The organism is Roseburia sp. AF25-13LB, assembly GCF_003478915.1.
GTDB classification, from domain to species: domain Bacteria; phylum Bacillota; class Clostridia; order Lachnospirales; family Lachnospiraceae; genus Roseburia_C; species Roseburia_C amylophila.
In genome coordinates this window covers 400,543-416,336 of record NZ_QUFO01000001.1, presented here as the reverse complement: position 1 = coordinate 416,336, position 15,794 = coordinate 400,543, and the positions used below count along the sequence as shown (strand labels likewise).

Genomic DNA, 15,794 nt, shown 5'->3' with positions numbered 1-15,794 from the left:
GCTATATGTAGTAGTCAGAGAATATTTTTAGGCAGATACGCAGAGAGGAAATGAAAATGGCAGCAAAAAATAATACAGAAGTGATTATTGATGGAAAAGTATATACTTTAAGTGGATATGAGAGTCAGGAGTATTTACAGAAGGTAGCAACTTATATCAATGATAAGATTGCAGAATTTAAAATGCTGGATGAATATAAGAGAATTCCAAGTGATATGCGTTCCACATTGCTGGCATTGAACATTGCAGATGATTACTTCAAAGCGAAAAATCAGGTTGAAAAATTAGAGCAGGATTTAGAGGTAAAAGACCGTGAAATCTATGATTTAAAGCATGAACTGATTTCCAACCAGATCCGCATGGAAAGTGATGCCAAATCTTTAAAGGAACTGGAAAAAGAAAATAAAGAGCTGCTTTTAAATAAGACCAGATTAGAAGCAACCTTAGAAGATGCTTTACTTGGTAAAGTAGATAAACTTGAAAAACCGGAAAAAACTGAAAAACCAGAGGAAAAGAAAACAGACCATACGGAAGAAAAGAAAGAGGAAAAGCCTTCCGGAAAGAAAGCGTAATAGAGAATAAAAACTATGAAAGGGGGCAGACATTTATCTGTCCCTTTTGTTGCCATAGGAGATGAGGAAAGATGAAAGAGTTAGAACTTTTAGCACCGGCAGGTTCCTTGAAAACATTAAAGGCAGTCATTCATGCCGGAGCAGATGCCGTATATCTTGGCGGAAGTATGTTCGGTGCAAGAGCATATGCCAATAATTTTAACGAAGAAGAATTATTAGAAGCAATCCGTTTCGGACATATTCATGGACGCAAAATTATTCTTGCGGTGAATACTCTGTTAAAAGAATATGAATTAGGACAGCTCTATGATTATCTGCACCCTTATTATGAAGCGGGATTAGATGCTGTCATCGTGCAGGATATGGGCGTTATGGAGTTTATCAAAACTCATTTTCCAAATCTTCCGATACATACCAGTACCCAGATGACCATTACCAATGTAGAGGGAGCCAGGCTTTTAAAGGAACAGGGTGTAGAGCGTGTGGTGACAGCGAGAGAAATGTCCTTAGAAGAAATTCAAAGAATCCATGATGAAGTAGGCGTGGAACTGGAAAGCTTTATTCATGGCGCATTGTGTTACTGTTATTCCGGACAGTGCCTTTTCAGTAGTATCATCGGCGGAAGAAGCGGAAACCGTGGCAGATGTGCACAGCCATGCCGCCTTTCCTATGAAGTATTGCAGGGAGAAAAGAGTCTTACCGGACATCATGCAACTCCGATTCTGAGTCTTAAGGATATGTGTACACTGCCATTTTTGTATGAACTGGCAGACCATGGGGTATATTCCTTTAAGATAGAAGGACGGATGAAGACACCGGAGTATGCTGCCGGTGTAGTAAGTATTTACCGAAAATATATGGATTCCTATCTGGATGGAAGCCGTATTCCGGTGGAGAAGAAGGATATCAGGGCACTTTTAGAACTTGGAAACCGAGGTGGCTTTACCAACGGATATTACTATCATCATAATGACAGTGATATGCTAAGCGGAGAGAGTGCTTCCCATAATAAGAGCGAAGGTGTTCTTCAGGATAACATCCGTAGAGAATATGTAGACACCGAATTAAAAGAAAAGATTAAAGGAAAGTTAATATTAAATAAAGAATGCCCTGCTAAGATAGAAGTGCAATATGGAAAAATAAAAGTTTCTTATCAGGGAGATATGGTTCTTGTAGCGCAGAATCGTCCGTTGACGGAAGAAGTTGTAACAGAAAAGATTACAAAGACTGGAAATACACCATTTGTTTTTGAAAATCTTGAAGTTACAATGGATGATGATATTTTTATGCCGGTAAACCAGTTGAACCAGCTGCGAAGAGGTGCGTTGGAAGCATTAGAAGAAGCGTTGTTGAAACCTTATGAAAGAACGCTTCCAGAATTGGTGGAAACTTCTTCCGCTGAAACAGATAGGCAGACAACAGGAAATGTCATAAAAGAAAAGCAGATTTCCGGACAGTCATTATCACAGACTTCTGGACAACAATCCGCCGGTTCATCCACAGAAGTCCGGGTACTGATTGAAGACGCAGAACAGCTTCCGGCAGTATTAAAAGCCGATTTCGTGGATACGGTTTATCTTGATTGTATGTTGTATACAAGAGAAAATCTGATCCGCAAGTTAAGTGAGGATATAGACAGGGTACAGGCATCCGGTAAGAAAGCATTTTATGTATTCCCGTTTATTTTCCGGCAGCAGACCAGTCTTTTTTATGAAAAAATCATGCCGGAGCTAAAAAAGCTTCCATTAAATGGTATTATGGTGCGGAGTCTTGATGAGATTGCGTTTATAAAGGAATGGGGCAATGAAAACTGGCAGATGGTATCCGACAGTAATTTATATACCTATTCCAATGAAGCAGCAGAATATTTTTATCATCTTGGAATGATGCAGGATACAATTCCGGTGGAATTGAACCGGAAGGAGATTTTAAGAAGAGAAAACAGCCGGTCTGAAATGATTATCTATGGCAGACTTCCACTTATGATAACGGCACAGTGTATTCATAAGAACACGTTGGGCTGTATGCATCAGCCTGACGTGCTGACCTTAAAAGACCGTTATTCGGTACATTTTCCGGTGAAAAATTTCTGCTCGGAATGTTATAACGTAATTTATAATTCGCTTCCGGTCTGTCTCTTTAAGGAAGACGTAACCGTGAAAAAGATTGCACCGGCTGCCGTGAGACTTTCCTTTACGATAGAGACGGAAGAAGAGACAGAACAGATTTTAACAATTTATGGCGATATTTATAAAAATGGTGGCATTTTGGGGCAGCTGCCAATGGAATGCACCAATGGTCATTTTAAACGAGGCGTAGAATAAAGCAGAGGTATTTATGGTTCATTTAATTGTGGAGTTATCAAAATATGCACTGATTATTCTGTTTTCCGTGTATACATATGAATGTTTTGCGGTATTCCGGAATATATCAGAACGAAAACAGGAAAAGAAATTTAAACGGCAGGCAAGGATTTTGTATGTGATTCATTTTACGGCATATTTAGTCATATTTGCGGTGACAGAGGATGCATATACCTTTATTTTTTATCTGGCGCAGATAATTCTTCTTGTTGTGGTGCGGAATGTGTACAAATTATGTTATCCGACGGCTTCAAGACTTTTGGTTAATAATATGTGTATGCTTATGATTATCGGGTTTATTATTCTGACCCGCCTGAATTTTGGACATGCTATCAAGCAGTTTGCGATTGCAGCGGTATCCTGTGTGATTTCCCTTGTGATTCCGGTGATGATACGGAGGATGGGATTTTTCCGGAATCTTACCTGGATTTATGCGGCAATCGGTATTGTGGGACTTGGTATTGTATGTATAGCAGGAAGCACCAGCTATGGAGCAAAGATTTCCTTTACCATAGCAGGAATTACGGTACAGCCGTCCGAATTTATTAAGATTCTTTTTGTGTTTTTTGTGGCTGCCATGTATCATAAATCAACGGAATTCCGTCAGGTGATAATTACCACTTTGATTGCAGCACTGCATGTATTGATTCTGGTATTATCCAGGGATTTAGGTGGCGCATTGATTTTCTTTGTGGCTTATATGGCAATGCTTTATGTGGCAACGAGAAAACCACTCTATTTTGCCGGTGGACTGCTGGCGGGAAGTGTAGCGGCAGTAATTGCCTATAAATTATTTAACCATGTCAGAGTCCGTGTGGTGGCATGGAAAACACCTCTAAAAGTAATTGACAAAGAGGGCTATCAGATCTGCCAGTCACTTTTTGCAATCGGGACCGGAGGCTTCTTCGGTCTGGGGTTATATCAGGGCATGCCAAATAAAATACCGGTAGTAGAACAGGATTTTATTTTCGCAGCAATTTCAGAAGAACTGGGTGGAATGTTTGCCCTGTGTCTTATTTTGGTCTGTGTAAGCTGTTTCCTGATGTTTTTAAATATTGCCATGCAGTTAAAGGATTCCTTTTATAAGCTGGTGGCACTTGGACTTGGAACGATTTACGGATTTCAGGTATTCTTAACCATTGGCGGAGTTACAAAATTTATTCCATCCACCGGAGTAACCCTTCCGTTAGTCAGCTATGGAGGAAGCTCCATGTTAAGTACATTGATTATATTTGGCATTATTCAGGGATTATATATTTTGCGGGAAGACGAAGGAGTGTCACATAATGAAAAAGGAGAATATAAATCAGCAAAAAAGAAAGCAAAATCGGGATTCGAAACAGAAGTCAGGGACCTCAGTTAGTAAGAATAAAGAATTTGCAGTGATTACTTATCTTTTCCTTGCTATCTTTATCTGCCTGATGGGATATATGGTATATTTTCAGACGGTAAAAAGCGAAGATTTTATCAATAGTCCATATAATAGCAGACAGGATACTTTTGCAGACCGTGTGGTCAGAGGAAAGATTATGTCAGCAGATGGCAAAGTTTTGGCCGAGACCGTAGTGGATGCTGCCGGTAATGAAACCCGGAAATATCCTTATGGTAATATGTATGCGCATGTGGTCGGTTTTTCCACCAATGGAAAGTCAGGTATTGAATCCAATATGAACTTTAATCTTTTACGTTCCCATTCTTTTGTATTAGAGCGTATGTTTAACGAGATTAAAGATGAAAAAAGCATGGGAGACAATGTGGTTACCACGTTGGATTCCACTTTGCAGGAAGCTGCATATCAGGCATTGGGTAATTATGATGGTGCAGTTGTTGTGATGGAGCCTTCCACCGGAAAAGTGCTTGCCATGGTGTCCAAACCGGATTTTGACCCGAATACTATTGCGGCAGACTGGGATTCCATTATTTCAGAAGATAATAATAACTCGGTTCTTTTAAACCGGGCGACCCAGGGATTATATCCGCCTGGTTCTACTTTTAAAATAATTACAACTTTAGAATATATCCGGGAAAATCCGGATTATGAGAATTACAGTTATAGCTGTAACGGAAGTATTACAGAGAATGATTTTACAATACACTGTTATAATAATGCCGTGCATGGAACGCAGGATTTGAAGCAGTCCTTTGCAAATTCCTGTAATTCATCTTATGCCAATATCGGATTATCTTTGGACACAGATTCTCTTTCGGACCTTTGTTCAGATTTGATGTTTGATAAGACACTGCCGGGAAACTTTGAAACAAGTAAAAGTCAGTTTAAATTAACAGATGAATCCCCGGAAAGTATGAAAATGCAGACGGCAATCGGACAGGGAGAGACGCTGGTAACACCACTCCATATGTTATTGATTACCAGTGCAATTGCCAACGATGGTATTCTGATGAAACCTTATGTGGTAGACCATACGGAAAATGAAAATGGTATAGAAGTAAAGAAATATGAGCCGGCTGCAAGCAAGCAGCTTCTTTCGGAAAAAGAAGCAAAGACCATGCAGGAATTTATGGCAGGAGTAGTTGCAGATGGTACTGCATCCAAGTTAAATGGGCAGAGTTATACTGCATACGGCAAGACTGGCTCCGCAGAGTTTAATAACAATAAGGGAGAAAGCCATTCCTGGTTTGTTGGATATGCACACCGGGAGGATAAGGAAGATATTGCAGTTGTTGTAATTGCAGAAGGTGCAGGTGCAGGCAGTACTGTTGCAGTTCCGGCAGCAAAACAGGTTTTTGATGCATATTACAGATAAATGAAAACAGATAGGATGACATGTTGCGTCGGGGAATCATCCTGGACTTCTGAAATGGATTGTTGCATCCTTATGAAAAAAGGGGTATACTGTTTGTTAAACAAAAGGTAGTGACCACATCAGGAGGTATTGCAATGATTGAAGCAACAAGTTGTGGTGGTGTGGTAATATTTCGGGGTAAGGTGCTTGTCCTTTATAAGAATTATAAGAATAAGTACGAAGGCTGGGTGCTTCCAAAGGGAACAGTGGAACCCGGGGAAGAATTCAAAGATACCGCAGCAAGAGAGGTATTGGAGGAAACGGGCGTAGATGCATCCATAATCAAATATGTCGGGAAGAGCCAGTATAGCTTTACTGTGCCAGAAGATACGGTGGAGAAACAGGTACATTGGTATCTGATGATGGCAGACAGTTATTACAGTAAGCCACAACGTGAAGAGTTCTTTGTAGATTCCGGATATTATAAATATCATGAAGCCTATCATCTTTTAAAATTTGCCAATGAGAAGCAGATTTTGGAAAAGGCTTATAATGAATATCTGGATTTGAAAAAGTGTAATCTGTGGGGAACCCACAAATATTATTAGAGCAGCCATCTGACTGCTTTTTTAAATCAGATATGAGGTGTAGCATGCATTGGTATTCTAATTTATATCTGGGAGAAAGGCTGAAAAATCAGGAAGCAAAGGTAAAAAGCAGAGTGGAGCGGAATGTGCCACAGCCGTCGCTTTATCTTCTGACCCTTCCGTCAAATGAAGAGAATCTTCTGGATATTATACCGGCAACAGATTTATTACAAAAGGCATATCCGAAGAAAGAACTTTTTATTATCGGTCTGGAAAAAGGATATGACGCAGCATTAGAGATGTCAGCAGCAATTGTGAATGATATTTATCATAAAACAGGAACATTTGAAGTGCGTAAATTTGTACTGAAACAGCAGACTCGTAAAAATACTGAAATGGAGACATGAGGATGACAGTGCTGTTATCTATTTTGAAAATCCTGGGCATAATATTATTATGCATATTAGGTTTACTGGTTTTACTTATCATGCTTTTGCTGTTTGCTCCGGTATCTTACCGGATTCGTGGAGAGACAAGGCAGGGACAGACTACGTTAAAAGTGCATGGAGCATGGTGTCTTATGGCTTTGCGTTTTTCCTTTCTAATGGAGCAGGGAAAGCGGCTTGCAGTTTTAAAGATTTTTGGCATAAAAGCATGGAAGTATCCATCGGATGAAAAATCCAAAAAGAAATTAGAGAAAAAGAAAGTAAAGAAAAAGCAGAAAAAGAAATCCGGGGAAAAATCCCATAAGGAACCGGAAAAAGACTTAGTGCAGAAACGTCAGAAGCCGGAAGAACAAACAGCACCGGCGATTGAAAAAAAGATAGATGTAACGGGGCTGGAAGAACAGAATCCACCGGCTGAAGTGCAAGAAGAACAGACGGAAAAACAGTATGAACAGAAACACCATAAAAAGACATATAAGAAAAAGTTTGTTTTCGCATTTGGTAAAATCAGCAAGACAATACGCTCGATAGTAGAAAAGATAAAAGCAATTCCGCAGAAATTAAAAAATATCGGCAGTAAAATAAAAAAAGTGAATCAGTGGATACAGGATGAGCAGAATAGAAGTGCCGTCCGGTTTGTCCTGGGTGATGTAATAGGGCTGTTAAAAAAATACGGACCAAAGCATATGAAGGCAGATGTTGCTTATGGTATGGAAGATCCGGCAGCCACAGGACAGGTTTTAGCAGTGCTCAGCGTATTACCATTTTTATATTATGATAAGGTATCTATTATGCCGGATTTTGAGGCAGAACGTTTTTATATCGAAGGCAGCTGGGATATAAGGGGACGGATACAGGTGATTCATTTATTAAAGGCTGCAATTCAAATCTGGAGAAATCCGGATGTGAAACACTTTATAAAGCAATTTTAACAGAATCAATACGAAGTAGAATCAGGAGGAATTATTATGTCAGACAGTAATAACACATTTCGCAATACGGTAGAATCTTTATTCAAAGGAATGGACAGCTTCATTACAACCAAGACGGTTGTAGGAGATGCCATTCATATCGGAGATACCATCATTCTTCCATTAGTGGATGTATCCTTTGGTGTAGGCGCAGGTGCATTTTCACAGGAGAAGAAGAACAACGGAGCAGGAGGAATGGGTGGAAAGATTACACCGAGTGCGGTTCTTGTCATTCAGAATGGCACCACCAAGCTTGTAAATATTAAGAATCAGGATGGTGTGACCAAAATTCTTGATATGGTACCAGATTTCGTAAATAAGTTTGCATCCAGGGGAAAGAAGGATGAGGCAGCAACTGCAAAGTTAGATGAAGAATCCAAGAAAGCAGCAGAGTCTGAGATGAATGAAATTTTATCTGATGCAGTAAATAAGGATGAAGAATAAGAACAGTATAGAATAGTAACAGAAGAACGTACAGCGTGCTAAGTGAAAAAGAAGGGCATATACTATAATGGTATATGTCTTTTTGATTGGAGAAAAAACATGAAACGCTTGATGGGGTATTCCTTTTTCATGGTGGGATTTGGCATGTTTTTTATGTTTATTATTCCAAGTGACGTGATTGGGATTATTATTATATTGATATTGCTGTTGATAGGGTATAATCTTTTCTGCTGTAAGTAATAGGAAAGCAATTTCTTGTAAAGGAACAAAGAATGTGCCTTGGCACATTCTTGCGCCTGCGGCGGTCGCTTGCGACAACTACCTTATACGCCGCAGTGTGCATCCTCGCGGAGCGTTTTTACTTTACAGGAAAGCAATTTCCTGTAAAGTAAAAAAAGGACTGTCCAAAAGGACAGTCCAGATAGAAAATGCTAATTAAGCTCTTTCAACGGATCCGGATCTTAAACAGGAAGTACATACGTACATTCTTTTTGGAGTTCCGTTTACTTTACATTTTACAGATTTGATGTTTGATTTCCACATTCTATTAGATCTTCTATGAGAATGGCTCACATTGTTACCGAAATGAGCGCCTTTTCCACAAACTGCACATTTTGCCATGATAGCACCTCCTTTAAATTCTTCACTAAGCCTGTTATGACACAAGCTCACAACAAAGCTATCTTAACAGAAATACAGACAGAATGCAAGAAAAAAATTGCATTTTTTGAAAATAAAGAAAAATACTGTTTCTTTTTTCAGAAAAAGAGGTTATAATATAGTTCATGTTATGTATATACTGGCGGAAATGCGAGAAGATTAATTTTAATTGGAGGTTATAGAATGACAGGTAAAATGGAAAACGAATTAGGTAAAGTCGTAATTGATAATGAAGTAATTGCAACCTATGCCGGTTCTGTTGCAGTTGAGTGCTTTGGCATTGTGGGAATGGCTGCAGTTAATATGAAAGATGGCCTGGTTAAATTATTAAAGAGAGATTATCTGACACATGGTATAAATGTGGATGTGGATGAAAATAATAAAATTACAATTGATTTCCATGTAATTGTTGCCTATGGCGTAAGTATTGAGACAGTAGCAGACAATCTGATTCATACGGTAAAATATAAAGTGGAAGAGTTTACCGGAATGCAGATTAAGAAAGTCAACATTTTAGTTGAAGGCGTCAGAGTGATTGATTAAGGAGGAACTGTTGAAGTGGAAGTAAGTACAATAAACGCTGCGGTATTTGCTAAAATGTTTTTGGCCGGAGCAAAGAATCTCGAAGCAAAGAAAGAGTGGATTAACGAACTGAATGTTTTCCCTGTACCGGATGGAGATACAGGAACCAATATGTCTATGACAATTATGTCAGCAGCAAAGGCAGTAAGCGAGCTTGAAAATCCGACCATGAAGGAACTTGCAAAGGCAATTTCATCGGGTTCATTAAGAGGAGCAAGAGGAAACTCAGGAGTTATCCTTTCCCAGTTATTCCGTGGATTTACCAAGGTGATTGCAGAATATGATGAGCTTGATGTAGTGATTCTGACAGAAGCTATGCAGAAGGCTGTTGAGACTGCATATAAGGCAGTTATGAAACCAAAGGAAGGAACGATTCTTACTGTTGCTAAGGGGGCAGCCAACAAAGCATTAGAACTTTGTGATGATACCGATGATATTGTATTCTTTGTAGATGAAGTTATTAAAGAAGCAGACCATGTGTTAAGCAAGACACCGGATATGCTTCCTGTATTAAAACAGGCTGGCGTAGTAGATTCCGGCGGACAGGGACTGGTTCAGGTATTAAAGGGCGGTTATGATTCCCTGATTGGCAAAGAAATTGATTACAGCATTGAAGGTTCTGCAGCATCTGCAGGTGTTATGAAGATTACTGCTGAGACAGAAGCTGATATTAAGTTTGGTTATTGTACCGAATTTATCATTGTATTAAATCAGCCATTAACAGAGAAGCAGGAGCATGAATATAAAAACTTCTTAGAGTCCATTGGTGATTCTATCGTTGTTGTGGCAGATGATGAGATTGTGAAAACCCATGTACATACCAATGACCCTGGTCTTGCCATCCAGGAAGCATTGAAACATGGTTCATTAAGCAAAATCAAGATTGATAATATGCGTGAAGAGCATCAGGAAAAATTAATCAAGGATGCTGAGAAACTCGCAAAAGAGCAGAAAGAGGAAGAAACCCAAAAAGAAGAAAAGGCAGAGGAACCAAGAAAAGAAATGGGCTTCATTTCCGTATCCATTGGTGCCGGTGTCAATGAAATCTTCAACGGACTTGGCGTGGATTATATCATCGAAGGTGGTCAGACCATGAACCCAAGTACCGAGGATATGTTAAATGCCATCGACCATGTGAATGCAGATAACATCTTTATTCTTCCGAATAATAAGAATATTGTACTGGCTGCAAATCAGGCAGCATCTTTAGTAGAAGATAAGAAGATTATTGTTATTCCAACCAAGACAATTCCACAGGGAATTACAGCACTGATTAACTTTATTCCGGATCAGTCGGCAGAGGAAAATGCAGAGCGTATGACCGAGGAATTAGAAAATGTAAAGACCGGTCAGGTAACTTATGCAGTCCGTGATACCGTAATCGATGACAAAGAGATTAAACAGGGCGATTATATGGGAATTGGCGACAAGAGCATCCTTGCTGTTGGTAAGGATATCAAGAGCACTACAGAAGATATGGTTGCTGAGATGATAGATGAAGAATCTGCGATTATCTGTATCTATTATGGTGAAGAAGTAACAGAAGAAGATGCCAATGCATTAGGTGCTGCTTTAGAAGAGAAGTATCCGGAGGTAGAAGTGGAGATTCACTTTGGCGGACAGCCAATTTACTATTATGTAATATCAGTAGAGTAACAGGAGTATTTATGGACAGAAATGCACCCATTCAGGAATTGAATGGAGTTGGACCAAAAACTGAAAAAATATTGCAAAAACTTGGAGTATATACCGTTGGGGATATACTCCTTGCTTTTCCAAGGGATTATAAGCAGATGCCGGAGCCGGAGCATATCAGTGTGGCAGAGCCGGAGAAAGTCTATGCTTTTCATGTACGGCTGTGTTCTTCTCCGGTAACAAGAAGTACCAGAGCCATGCAGATATCTACTGCACAGTTTAGCGATGGAACAGGGAAAGTAGAGGCGGTCTGGTTTCGGATGCCCTATATCTGTAATCAGCTGAACCGGGAACCGGAAGTAATATTATATGGAAAGCTGACCTTAAAAAATAAGAAATATGTCATGGAACAGCCGGCAGTGTGGAAGCCGGATGAATACAGGAAAATGCAGATATCACTTCAGCCGGTATATCCGCTGACTAAGGGCATATCCAGCAAGCAGTTTGGTAAGCTTGTACGTACAGCCCTTGACAGTGTAAAAGAAGATGGTGAATATATTCCGGAAGAAATCTTAGCCCGCCATCAGTTTATGGGATTGAGAGAGGCATTGGAAAAAGTGCATTTTCCAACAGATTTAGAAGAACTGACCGGAGCAAGAAAACGTCTTGCTTTTGACGAATTTTTCTTATTTCTGCTGCAGATACAGCGGTTTAAGGAACATCACGAGCAGACGCCGAATGGATTTCCGGTAGTAAGGGATGAATTTATTGAGGTGGTGGCAGAACAGCTTCCGTTTCCACTGACAAATGCCCAGAAGAAAACACTGGCAGATCTGGAAAAAGATATATACAGTCCTTATGCCATGCAGCGGCTGATACAGGGGGATGTAGGCTCCGGTAAGACTATTCTTGCATTTCTTATTATGGCAAAATTTGCCCATGAAGGTTATCAGACTGCTATTATGGCACCAACCGAGGTTCTGGCAAGACAGCATTATGAGACCTTTCAGGAATGGATTGCTATGTTTGAACTGGACTTTCCTGTTATTCTTCTTACCGGTTCGTTGACCGCAAAGGAAAAACGTGAAGCATATGCGAGAATGGAAACAGAACAGAATGCCATGATAATTGGAACCCATGCATTGATACAGGAAAAGGCACTTTATCAGAAGCTGGCGCTGGTAGTAACGGATGAACAGCATCGTTTTGGGGTAAGACAGAGGGAGACGCTGGCAGATAAGAGCAGCCGGCTGCCACATGTACTGGTTATGAGTGCGACTCCGATTCCGCGGACCCTTGCAATAATTCTTTACGGAGATCTGGACATCTCGGTAGTAGATGAGCTTCCGGCAGAACGTCTTCCGGTCAAAAATTGTGTCGTTGGACCGAAAATGCGGGAGAAATCCTGGAATTTTATTTTAGATGAAGTTCAAAAAGGACATCAGGCATATATCATCTGTCCTCTGGTAGAAGCCAATGAGGAATTGGAATTGCAGGATGTTACTTCATATGTAAAGAAATTAGAACAATATTATGGAGACAGAATCAGCGTAGGATTACTTCATGGAAAAATGCGCCCGGCAGAGAAGAATAAAGTAATGGAAGCCTTTGTCACTGGTGAAATCCAGGTTCTGGTTTCTACAACGGTAGTGGAAGTAGGTGTAAATGTGCCGAATGCCACAGTTATGATGATTGAGGATGCACAGCGTTTCGGGCTGGCACAGCTCCATCAGCTGCGGGGGCGTGTCGGAAGAGGAAATGCACAATCCTATTGTATTCTTATGAATTCTTCCAATGGAAAGAATGCCAAAGAGAGATTGAATATTCTGGCGGGTTCTAATGATGGATTCTATATTGCCAGTGAAGATTTGAAAATGCGTGGACCAGGAGATTTCTTCGGAGTACGTCAGAGTGGTTTGATGGAATTTAAAATTGCAGATGTCTTTTCGGATGCCGATATGCTTTCTATTGCATCCGAAGAAGCAAAAGAATATGTCGAAAAGTGTAACTTAAACGATTGCGAAAAAGACATGAGACTTGAAACAACACTGAAAAATGCGTACAAAATGACAGAATACAACACAAATATTTAGAAAGTTTCGAAAAATTAAGGAATAATTTGTGAAAAGTTTACGAAAATTAACGCAAAATCCCTCGTTTTTATTGCTAAATTGCCTAAATGTTGATACAATAAGTACAAAATTACAATTTAGTGAAGGCGGGGGATATATTTTTATGGCTAAGAAGAAAAAAGGGAAGAAAATTAGCACGAAAATGTTAAGTGCAATGCTCCCGGTACTGATTCTTGGTATGGCTGTATTAGGGGCAGTCAGTGTATTTTCCAGTAAGCAGATTATTGACGATGAGATTGGGAAGGAAATGACGCTGAGTCTGGAAAACGAGAAGACAGAGGTAGAGTCACAGATGCAGTCTGCGGCAAGCCTTGCAAAACATATGGCTGGAATTGTTGGGATTACTTATGAAAATGAGGAACTGCTGGCATATGTTAATTTCTTAAATACCATGATTTATGAGGAGGATTTTATTTATGGTGCCGGAATTTATTTTGCACCGAATAAGTATGACTCCAAACAACGTTTTGTAGGACCTTATGTATACAAGGATGGAGATACGCCGATTCTGACTTATGACAGGAGCCAGTCCTCTTATGATTATGTAAGCAGGGATTTCTACAAGATTGTTTCGAATGGCGAAACAGAATCGAAGTTTACAAAGGCATATCATGATGAGGTTCTAGACTGTGATATGGTAAACTGTTCTGCACCGATGTATAGTGCAGATGGAACTTATATGGGATGCGTAACTGTTGATATTACGCTGGATGAGATTCAGAATCTGGTCAGCCAGATGTCAGTAGGAAAAACAGGAAAAGCATTTCTGATTTCATCGGATGGAACCTATCTTTATACACAGGATTCCGGTAAAATCATGAATGAGAAAATAACGGATTCTAAAAATAGTTCTCTTGCTAAAGTAGGAACAAAAATGTTAGATTCTGATAGTGGAAAAGCCTGCTTTACAGAAGGGATTACCGGATATACGGTATATTATGAGACAATTCCGGATCTGGACTGGAAACTTGGAATTGCGATTGAAAATTCAGAACTGAATGCACCGGTTATCAGCCTTGGGATTAAGTTGGCAATCATTGCGGCAGTGATTCTTATTATTATGATACTTGTGATTTTATCACAGGTAAAATCAGTTTCCAGACAGATTAATAGAGTTAAGAACTTTGCTGTACAGCTGGCAGAGGGTAACTTTAAAGTACAGTCGCTTGAGAGCAGACGCAGTGATGAACTGGGAGCAATGGGACAGTCTTTAAATGAAATGTATGGAAATAATAAGGACATGATTTCAAAAATCAGTGGTCATGCAAAACTTCTGAGTGATTCCAGCATTGAACTGAAGCGTTCGGTAGAGGAATTAAAGAAGGATTATGAGATGATAGAGTCACTGATGAATCAGGTTAATTCCGATATGACTTCCTCTAGCGCAGCGACGGAAGAAGTAAATGCTGCAGTAGAGGAAGTGAATTCCTCTGTTAATATGCTGGCTTCTGAGACAGAAAAGAGTCTGGAACTGGCAGGAGAAATTAAGAAGCGTGCAAATGGAATTGAAGATACCAGCCGCAGTGCTTATGAACTTGCCAATAAGCTTGCAGCGCAGAACAGAGCTGGTCTGGAGAAGAGTATTAAGAATGCAGATGTTGTAAAATCCATTGGCGCATTGGCAGAAGTGATTTCCGAAATCGCAGATCAGATTAACTTACTGTCCTTAAATGCTTCCATTGAGGCCGCCCGGGCAGGAGAACAGGGAAAGGGATTTGCAGTTGTTGCCGGAGAAATTGGCAATCTGGCAGGTGAGACTACAGCTGCAGTTAATAAGATTAAAGAAACAATTGGCGAAGTAGAACATGCCTTTAGCGGAATTGTGGAAAAGTCACAGTCTATGTTAAACTTCGTGACAGATACGGTCGCACCGGACTACGATACTTTCGTCAATGTAGCACAGCAGTATGGAGATGATGCCCAGGCAATTGAAAAATTTTCCAATGATATTGCCCGGATGGCAACAAATATTGAGACAATCATTCACGAGGTCAGCCAGGCAGTGTCCAGTGTGGCGGAATCTTCCCAGAATACAGTGGATAATAGTGGACAGATTATGCAGTCTGTAAATTCAGTATCTGCAGTTGTTGGAGAGGTGTCTGAAATGTCTTCCCAGCAGGAAAAGATTGCCGGAGAATTAAAAGAGGTTGTCGGAAAATTCGTATTGTAATAAGTGTTACTGCATGTGTCATGATAGAAAAATGATATAGAAAGAAAAGGGGGAACCTGAGAAAGGGGCTGTTCACCGATTCCGGTGGACAGCCTCTTCTGACATCTAAGTGGGCAATGAAAAAGATGTGTTAACGTTCAGCCATCTGCTTTTCCTGCGCCTCAATCATTTTCTTTACCATATAACCGCCTACGGAACCATTCTGACGGGAAGTTAAATCCCCATTATATCCCTCAGACAGTGGTACACCTAACTCACTTGCAACTTCGAATTTGAAACGGTTTAATGCACTTTGTGCTTCTGGAACAGAAGATTTTTTCGAACGATTAGACATAGTAAATTTCCTCCTTAGCATTTGTATATAACCGAATGGTTACAATACTATTATCTACCGATAAAAAAGGATAATACTAATAAATATTCACTTTTTTGGAATAATCTTGAAAAAGCTCTTGACACATACAAGTATAATTGTATACAATTATTCA

Annotated in this window: 14 protein-coding genes; 12 read left to right on the top strand and 2 right to left on the bottom strand. The window is 39.9% G+C overall.

Going from position 1 to position 15,794, the window contains the following annotated elements; translation table 11 throughout:
• The first annotated feature begins 56 nt into the window (after nucleotides 1–56).
• From DWY37_RS02055 to DWY37_RS02020, 8 genes are all read left to right on the top strand, one after another.
• On the top strand, nucleotides 57–572 hold the full coding sequence (locus tag DWY37_RS02055; protein ID WP_118057428.1) for a cell division protein ZapA: 516 nt from the start codon (nucleotides 57–59) through the stop codon (nucleotides 570–572).
• Between the two features lie 71 nt (nucleotides 573–643).
• Complete coding sequence (locus tag DWY37_RS02050) at nucleotides 644–2,896, top strand: peptidase U32 family protein (RefSeq protein ID WP_118057429.1); 2,253 nt, start codon at nucleotides 644–646, stop codon at nucleotides 2,894–2,896.
• Between the two features lie 13 nt (nucleotides 2,897–2,909).
• Entirely contained in the window at nucleotides 2,910–4,298 is a 1,389-nt protein-coding gene (locus DWY37_RS02045; RefSeq protein ID WP_118540641.1) for an FtsW/RodA/SpoVE family cell cycle protein, read from the top strand.
• Entirely contained in the window at nucleotides 4,222–5,700 is a 1,479-nt protein-coding gene (locus DWY37_RS02040; RefSeq protein WP_118057431.1) for a peptidoglycan D,D-transpeptidase FtsI family protein, read from the top strand. The genes DWY37_RS02045 and DWY37_RS02040 overlap by 77 nt, the downstream gene beginning before the upstream one ends.
• Nucleotides 5,701–5,834: 134 nt before the next feature.
• Nucleotides 5,835–6,287 (top strand): NUDIX hydrolase, encoded by a 453-nt coding sequence (locus DWY37_RS02035; protein WP_022243760.1) that lies wholly within the window; start codon nucleotides 5,835–5,837, stop codon nucleotides 6,285–6,287.
• A gap of 44 nt (nucleotides 6,288–6,331) precedes the next feature.
• A complete protein-coding gene (locus tag DWY37_RS02030; RefSeq protein WP_022243761.1) occupies nucleotides 6,332–6,673 on the top strand; it encodes a hypothetical protein in 342 nt (113 codons plus the stop codon).
• A gap of 2 nt (nucleotides 6,674–6,675) precedes the next feature.
• Nucleotides 6,676–7,644 (top strand): DUF2953 domain-containing protein, encoded by a 969-nt coding sequence (locus DWY37_RS02025; RefSeq protein ID WP_117946926.1) that lies wholly within the window; start codon nucleotides 6,676–6,678, stop codon nucleotides 7,642–7,644.
• Nucleotides 7,645–7,680: 36 nt separating this feature from the next.
• A complete protein-coding gene (locus DWY37_RS02020) occupies nucleotides 7,681–8,127 on the top strand; it encodes a GerW family sporulation protein (RefSeq protein WP_022243763.1) in 447 nt (148 codons plus the stop codon).
• 435 nt (nucleotides 8,128–8,562) lie between these two features.
• Here DWY37_RS02020 and rpmB read toward each other — a convergent pair whose 3' ends face one another.
• Nucleotides 8,563–8,748 carry a 50S ribosomal protein L28 gene (gene rpmB / locus DWY37_RS02015; RefSeq protein ID WP_117698403.1) on the bottom strand — a complete coding sequence of 62 codons (186 nt, stop codon included), beginning with the start codon at nucleotides 8,746–8,748 and terminating at the stop codon, nucleotides 8,563–8,565.
• A 222-nt stretch (nucleotides 8,749–8,970) separates the two neighbouring features.
• Here rpmB and DWY37_RS02010 point away from each other — a divergent pair, with 222 nt between their 5' ends.
• The 4 genes from DWY37_RS02010 to DWY37_RS01995 all read left to right on the top strand — a co-directional run bounded on the left by DWY37_RS02010 (nucleotide 8,971) and on the right by DWY37_RS01995 (nucleotide 15,306).
• Entirely contained in the window at nucleotides 8,971–9,330 is a 360-nt protein-coding gene (locus DWY37_RS02010; RefSeq protein WP_022243764.1) for an Asp23/Gls24 family envelope stress response protein, read from the top strand.
• 15 nt (nucleotides 9,331–9,345) lie between these two features.
• Nucleotides 9,346–11,025, top strand: a complete 1,680-nt coding sequence (locus tag DWY37_RS02005) for a DAK2 domain-containing protein (protein WP_118172606.1) — start codon at nucleotides 9,346–9,348, stop codon at nucleotides 11,023–11,025.
• An 11-nt stretch (nucleotides 11,026–11,036) separates the two neighbouring features.
• The gene (gene recG / locus DWY37_RS02000) at nucleotides 11,037–13,097 is read left to right on the top strand and encodes an ATP-dependent DNA helicase RecG (RefSeq protein WP_118057435.1); all 2,061 of its coding nucleotides are present in this window, start codon (nucleotides 11,037–11,039) and stop codon (nucleotides 13,095–13,097) included.
• Nucleotides 13,098–13,239: 142 nt separating this feature from the next.
• Complete coding sequence (locus tag DWY37_RS01995; protein ID WP_118540645.1) at nucleotides 13,240–15,306, top strand: methyl-accepting chemotaxis protein; 2,067 nt, start codon at nucleotides 13,240–13,242, stop codon at nucleotides 15,304–15,306.
• A gap of 130 nt (nucleotides 15,307–15,436) precedes the next feature.
• Here DWY37_RS01995 and DWY37_RS01990 read toward each other — a convergent pair whose 3' ends face one another.
• Entirely contained in the window at nucleotides 15,437–15,640 is a 204-nt protein-coding gene (locus DWY37_RS01990) for an alpha/beta-type small acid-soluble spore protein (RefSeq protein WP_022243767.1), read from the bottom strand.
• Nucleotides 15,641–15,794 lie beyond the last annotated feature (154 nt).

Coding starts and splice junctions, on each gene's coding strand:
- DWY37_RS02010 (WP_022243764.1), top strand. CDS start 8,971: ATGACAGGTAAAATGGAAAACGAATTAGGTAAAGTCGTAATTGATAAT.
- DWY37_RS01995 (WP_118540645.1), top strand. CDS start 13,240: ATGGCTAAGAAGAAAAAAGGGAAGAAAATTAGCACGAAAATGTTAAGT.
- DWY37_RS02040 (WP_118057431.1), top strand. CDS start 4,222: ATGAAAAAGGAGAATATAAATCAGCAAAAAAGAAAGCAAAATCGGGAT.
- recG (WP_118057435.1), top strand. CDS start 11,037: ATGGACAGAAATGCACCCATTCAGGAATTGAATGGAGTTGGACCAAAA.
- DWY37_RS02030 (WP_022243761.1), top strand. CDS start 6,332: ATGCATTGGTATTCTAATTTATATCTGGGAGAAAGGCTGAAAAATCAG.
- DWY37_RS02045 (WP_118540641.1), top strand. CDS start 2,910: ATGGTTCATTTAATTGTGGAGTTATCAAAATATGCACTGATTATTCTG.
- DWY37_RS02025 (WP_117946926.1), top strand. CDS start 6,676: ATGACAGTGCTGTTATCTATTTTGAAAATCCTGGGCATAATATTATTA.
- DWY37_RS02055 (WP_118057428.1), top strand. CDS start 57: ATGGCAGCAAAAAATAATACAGAAGTGATTATTGATGGAAAAGTATAT.
- DWY37_RS02050 (WP_118057429.1), top strand. CDS start 644: ATGAAAGAGTTAGAACTTTTAGCACCGGCAGGTTCCTTGAAAACATTA.
- DWY37_RS02035 (WP_022243760.1), top strand. CDS start 5,835: ATGATTGAAGCAACAAGTTGTGGTGGTGTGGTAATATTTCGGGGTAAG.
- rpmB (WP_117698403.1), bottom strand. CDS start 8,748: ATGGCAAAATGTGCAGTTTGTGGAAAAGGCGCTCATTTCGGTAACAAT.
- DWY37_RS01990 (WP_022243767.1), bottom strand. CDS start 15,640: ATGTCTAATCGTTCGAAAAAATCTTCTGTTCCAGAAGCACAAAGTGCA.
- DWY37_RS02020 (WP_022243763.1), top strand. CDS start 7,681: ATGTCAGACAGTAATAACACATTTCGCAATACGGTAGAATCTTTATTC.